6 protein-coding genes and 1 tRNA gene are annotated in these 5,468 nt (G+C 41.5%); 6 read left to right on the forward strand and 1 reads right to left on the reverse strand.

The genetic code is table 11. The annotated features are described in order from the left end of the window. Positions 1 to 95: 95 nt before the first annotated feature. From AC805_RS15770 to AC805_RS15785, 5 genes are all read left to right on the forward strand, one after another. Positions 96 to 785 (forward strand): TVP38/TMEM64 family protein, encoded by a 690-nt coding sequence (locus AC805_RS15770; protein ID WP_055076304.1) that lies wholly within the window; start codon positions 96 to 98, stop codon positions 783 to 785. 151 nt (positions 786 to 936) lie between these two features. Further along, the gene (locus AC805_RS15775) at positions 937 to 2,118 is read left to right on the forward strand and encodes an RtcB family protein (protein WP_055076305.1); all 1,182 of its coding nucleotides are present in this window, start codon (positions 937 to 939) and stop codon (positions 2,116 to 2,118) included. 629 nt (positions 2,119 to 2,747) lie between these two features. Then, the gene (locus AC805_RS15780; protein WP_055076306.1) at positions 2,748 to 2,978 is read left to right on the forward strand and encodes a DUF433 domain-containing protein; all 231 of its coding nucleotides are present in this window, start codon (positions 2,748 to 2,750) and stop codon (positions 2,976 to 2,978) included. A 68-nt stretch (positions 2,979 to 3,046) separates the two neighbouring features. Beyond that, positions 3,047 to 3,187 (forward strand): hypothetical protein, encoded by a 141-nt coding sequence (locus AC805_RS24810; RefSeq protein ID WP_197278750.1) that lies wholly within the window; start codon positions 3,047 to 3,049, stop codon positions 3,185 to 3,187. 32 nt (positions 3,188 to 3,219) lie between these two features. Next, positions 3,220 to 3,897, forward strand: a complete 678-nt coding sequence (locus tag AC805_RS15785) for an SAM-dependent methyltransferase (RefSeq protein WP_082429517.1) — start codon at positions 3,220 to 3,222, stop codon at positions 3,895 to 3,897. 44 nt (positions 3,898 to 3,941) lie between these two features. Here AC805_RS15785 and AC805_RS15790 read toward each other — a convergent pair. Next, positions 3,942 to 4,023: transfer RNA gene (locus AC805_RS15790), tRNA-Leu, on the reverse strand. A gap of 461 nt (positions 4,024 to 4,484) precedes the next feature. Between AC805_RS15790 and AC805_RS15795 the strand changes: the two genes are divergently transcribed. Further along, positions 4,485 to 5,126: a peroxiredoxin gene (locus AC805_RS15795; RefSeq protein WP_055076308.1), complete on the forward strand. Its 642-nt coding sequence runs from the start codon at positions 4,485 to 4,487 to the stop codon at positions 5,124 to 5,126. Positions 5,127 to 5,468: the final 342 nt, after the last annotated feature.

A 5,468-nucleotide genomic window follows, 5' to 3' on the forward strand; every position in this document is an offset into this window, starting at 1 on the left:
AAATCAGAGAGCGCATCGCTCGCTTAGCGAGCGATGCGCTCTCTGATTTTGTTTAAATCGTTTCAATTAAATCGTTTTAATAAGTGAGTGGTACAATGATGCGGACTTTATTCCCTAAGTTTCTCAGACTTTGCCAAAAGAACTTCAAAATCCTATTATTCCTTGGCATTATTCTTCTCTTCTTTATCACTCCTTTAAGGGGACTACTAGATCGGCAAATTCTCTCCTCATATTTACAAAGCTTAGGAATTTGGACGATTCCTTTGTTTGTCTCAACCTATGTATTGGTGGCAATTCTGGGTTTACCAATTACGATGCATACTTTAGCTGGTGGTGTCCTATTTGGGTTTGGATGGGGAACGGTATGGTCTACCCTAGCAGCAACCTTAGGAGCCTTAGGTGCATTCTACTTTACGCGCTACATTTTCCATGATTGGGCGATCGCTACCTTTGGGAACCATAAATTACTGCGAAAGCTCAATCAAGCAGTTACCAATAAACCCTTCAATCTTGTTCTATCGTTAAGATTCGCACCCATTGCCCCTTTTAATATCATCAATTTTCTATTGGCTCTCACTCCAATTAACAGCAAGATTTATACATTTGCAACTTTTATCGGCGTTATTCCTGGAAGCATTGCCTATACTTGGTTAGGGGTTTCAGGAAAATCAGCTATCCAAGATAATGAACTTTTTCAATTTACACTTGCATCCTGTTTTTTAGTTCTTCTATCTTTGCTACCCTTTGGGGTGCAATATTGGCAGCGATCGCGAAAGTCACCCTAAAACTTAGCAAAGTCAGGAATGATTTAGGACTGCTATATCAATAAAAGAGATTAAAAGAGAATAAAAGAGATAGACTTTATGCTTTTAACTATTGCGTTAACATGTTTCATGATGTAGTATGCATACTACATCATGAAACGCAATTAAAATCATGCCTTTTCAAAAACTAGATATCGCAACGCCTAAGCCAGTTTTGTCTTGGGCAGGGCATGATCTCGGTCATGCGGAAATAAAAATGGCGAAGAATGTCGCTTCCTTACCCTTTGTGTTTAAACACGTTGCCCTTATGCCTGATGTGCATCTCGGTAAAGGGGCGCTGGTTGGTTCGGTCATCGCGACTAAAGAAGCGATCGTGCCTGCGGCTGTGGGCGTAGACATCGGTTGCGGGATGGCAGCAATTAAAACTCCATTTCGCCAAGAGCAACTAGAAGGGAAATTAAAGCAAATTCGCCTTGAAATCGAAGCTGCCATTCCCGTCGGCTTTAATGACAACAAAGAAGTCGAAAAGCCAGTTCTCAATTGGCAAGGATGGCATGAATTCCATGACCTCCATTTGGGTGTGCAGCATCTTGAAAGTAAAGCAATGAAACAATTAGGTTCTCTTGGCGGAGGGAATCATTTCATAGAGGTTTGCCTAGATACGGATAATCAAGTATGGTTGATGCTGCATTCTGGTTCGCGAAATATTGGTAATATGCTCGCGCAAAGACATATTGAGACAGCTAAGAATCTCGCGCGATTAGCCGATACTTCTTTAATGGATAAGGATCTTGCCTACTTTGTGGCGGGCACTGCTGAATTCGCAGCTTATTGGCGCGATTTGCAATGGGCGCAGGAATATGCAAGGTTCAATCGCGACGTGATGATGGCGCGATTTAAAAAAATTATTGAGAAGTATGCCAGTGGCGGTAAACCTATTAAACCTTTACTAACCGTAAATTGTCATCATAATTATGCCGAGAAGGAATCTCACTTTGGTGAAGAAGTATATGTCACTCGTAAAGGTGCGGTAAGGGCAAGAACAGAAGACTATGGCATTATTCCAGGTTCTATGGGAGCGAAGTCTTTTATTGTCAAAGGTAAAGGTAATTCTGAAAGTTATTGCTCCTGCTCCCATGGGGCGGGGCGATTGCTATCACGAAGTAAGGCGAAGGAACAATTCAACTTAGATGACCTAATTCAACAAACTCAAGGGATAGAATGCCGTAAAGATACGGGAATCATCGATGAAATACCTGCTGCTTATAAAGCGATCGAGCAGGTTATGGATCAGCAGACCGATCTTGTAGAAGTAGTGGCAACTCTCAAACAGATTATCTGTGTAAAAGGTTAATCGCTCATAGCCCTGTAGCTGTCTCCAGTGGCGGCGCTTTGCGCCGCTACTCAAATTCATACCAATTCACGAAAGTACGACAACACTTTCGTGAATTAAACACCAAACCCAGTAAGGTTTTGAGATTCCCAAAATGGCGTTGCCATTTTGGGAATTGGTATTTAGAGGGTATTACCCTTACTATAGCTGCTGCCCACTGTATCAGGCATAAAACCCCAAAGAGAGTTGCCACGCGGAGCGTGGCAACTCTCTTTGGGGTTTTGATTTTGTCCTAACAAAACTGGCGGCAGCTATATGTTTGTTTTTTAGTTCAACGTGAGTTCGGGATAATTTGAAACGGGCATTGAGAAAGGGTTTGCGTAGCAAACCCTTTCTCAATGCCCAAGAGTAAAAGCCTTGCTACGCAAAGCTTTTACTCTTGGGCTTTTAAAACTTGCCAGCTTAACCCGAACTCACGTTATACCAATTCACTGAAGTGTTGGCTCACTTCAGTGAATTAAAAAACAGACCCAGTAAGGTTTTGAGATTTCCAAAATGGCATTGCTATTTTGGAAATTGGTATTAATTATGCATAGCTACTTGTAAGTCTCAAGTTGTAGAATAGTGTTTTGTTTGAATACCAACACTCTATGAACTGGCAAGAGCGTATCACCATTAATCCTGATGTTTTAGTTGGTAAACCTGTAGTCAAAGGAACTCGTCTTGCGGTTGAATTTATTATTGATCTTTTCGCACAGGGTTGGAGTGCCGAAGAAGTTCTTCGTAATTATCCAGGTATTATGATTGACGATATTCAAGCTTGTTTCAGCTATGCAAGTGCATCGCTCAAAGCAGAAAAAGTTTACTTAATACCTGCTTAATTTATGCGGTTTCTTGCTAATGAAAATTTTCCCTTTGATGCAGTGGATTCCTTAAGGGTAATATTTCTATGAGTACAGGTGATAAATTATATCACCTGCCGAATATGGAAGATTATGCTACAACCAACATTGATGTAAGTAAGGGAGAGAAATGGTTTTGCACAGAATCTGAGGCGATCGCTAGTGGTTGGCGGAAAGCCCCAAGATAAAATTAGACAAAATCATATCTCGGCAATAAATCATGATGATCTTAGATAAAATCGTTCCTTTTGGGCGTGCAAAAGCCGAATATAAGTTAATGTTTGCGCTTACGGAACGCGATCGCGCAAAAACGATAATAGGTATCGGTGATGGACCCGCAAGCTTTAATGCGGAGATGACCGCCGCAGGGTATCAAGTCACATCGATCGATCCCATTTATCAATTTACGGGGGCAGAAATTAAAAGCCGCTTTGATGCTTGCATCGATGGCATCATTGAGCAGGTGCGTAACACCCCTAATAATTGGACATGGAACTATCATAAATCTCCTGAAGATTTACGGGCTAATCGGGAAAAAGCGATCGCTTTATTTCTGGCGGATTTCGAGCGCGGCAAGTCGGAAGGCAGATATCTTAATGCCGAACTCCCAAAACTAGATTTTCGAGATAATCAATTTCAGCTTGCCCTATGCTCGCACTTGCTATTTCTATATTCCGATCACCTCAGTTTTGAGTTCCATTTAGACTCTATCCGCGAACTATGTCGCATTGCCGAAGAAGTAAGGATTTTTCCATTGTTAACCCTCGCCCAAGCGCGATCGCCTTATATTGATGAAATATGTCGCATCTTAGATAAAGAAGGTATAAGCTCCGAAATTATTCAAGTAGGCTACGAATTTCAAAAGGGTGGAAATCAAGCGATTATATTTCGACAGTAAAAAGGCTCGCAACGCGAGCCTTTTTACTATTTTTTTACTATTTATGCGGAACGGGGGACTTGAACCCCCAAGTCTTTCAACACATGTACCTGAAACATGCGCGTCTACCAATTCCGCCAGTTCCGCAACTGGTATTTTTGTGCCTATTTTTGTGCCCTGCGATTAACTTTACGTTTAAAGCTGGGCTCTCAGCTAGCGCGTTATAAGCACTTACTTTCTAACTCGCAGTTACTTAGTTTCCTGTAAAGATCGCACAATGTCAATCAGCAAAACTAAAAAAGCCAAAATCGCTCAAGATTGTTATTGCTAGAGTGTTAGCGCCCAGCCCCCCAAGATACAGCGCTTTGCGCTCAAATCCAAACCAAGGGAATTTTTGAAAGCGTTGCTTCGCAACGCCTTCAAAAATTCCCTTGTGGTTCGTTTGATCGATAATTGCTGTAAGTACTTATCTTGGGGAAGTGGAGTTATACGCCACAATCTACACTAAAGCGATGGGAATACCGCCCTATAGGGCTAGCGATTTTGGCAATAATCTTGTATCTTAGATTTGTAGCCAAGAAGACTGAACTCAAACAAGAAATAAAAATATGACACTGCGTTTAGGCGATACCGTACCCGATTTTACTCAAGACTCCACCGAAGGCACTATTAACTTTCATGAGTGGATCGGCGATAGCTGGGCAATTTTGTTCTCTCATCCCAAAGACTTTACCCCAGTTTGCACTACTGAGTTAGGCACTGTGGCTAAACTAAAAGGCGAATTTGATAAGCGTAATATCAAAGCTATTGCCTTGAGCGTTGATGGCGTTGAATCCCATAAAGGATGGGTAGGTGATATTGAGGAAACTCAAAATACAACCCTTAATTATCCGATTATTGCTGATGAAGATCGCAAAGTTTCAGACCTCTATGGCATGATTCATCCCAATTCAGCAACTGGTAATACCCTAACGGTGCGATCGGTGTTTATCATCGATCCCAACAAAAAACTTCGTCTTACATTGACCTATCCTGCTAGCACGGGTCGTAATTTTGATGAAATTTTACGTGTAGTCGATTCTTTGCAATTGACCGATAACTACAGTGTTGCCACACCCGCAAACTGGAAAGATGGTGATGATGTGATTATTGTTCCTTCTGTTTCCGATGAAGCCGCTAAAGAGAAATTCCCTAAAGGCTTCAATCCTGTTAAGCCTTACTTGCGCCTGACTCCTCAGCCTAACAAATAAACCTATATCAATCCAGATTTTCCAGAATCATTGGGGTGGCTCCGCCGCCCCAATGATTCTGGTTTTATATTTGGTACTTTATTAAATTGCAAGCCCCTTAGATTTGCCTAAATTTAGATTTGATAGGTTAATTGGTTATGATTTTCGGCTTTTTAAGTAGCTAGGCATAATTAATTACAAACCAAAACCCGTAAAGTTGCGCCCCTATGGGGCGCAACTTTACGGGTTTTGGTAAATATAGATAATTCAAATAAAAACTACAGCTTCGACTTCGCTCAGCTAGCTTACACCGAGGGCTGAGCGAAGTCGAAGCCCGTCTACAAGTTATTTAAAACAACTATA

Source organism: Pseudanabaena sp. 'Roaring Creek' (assembly GCF_001402795.1).
In the GTDB taxonomy this organism is placed as follows: Bacteria; Cyanobacteriota; Cyanobacteriia; order Pseudanabaenales; family Pseudanabaenaceae; genus Pseudanabaena.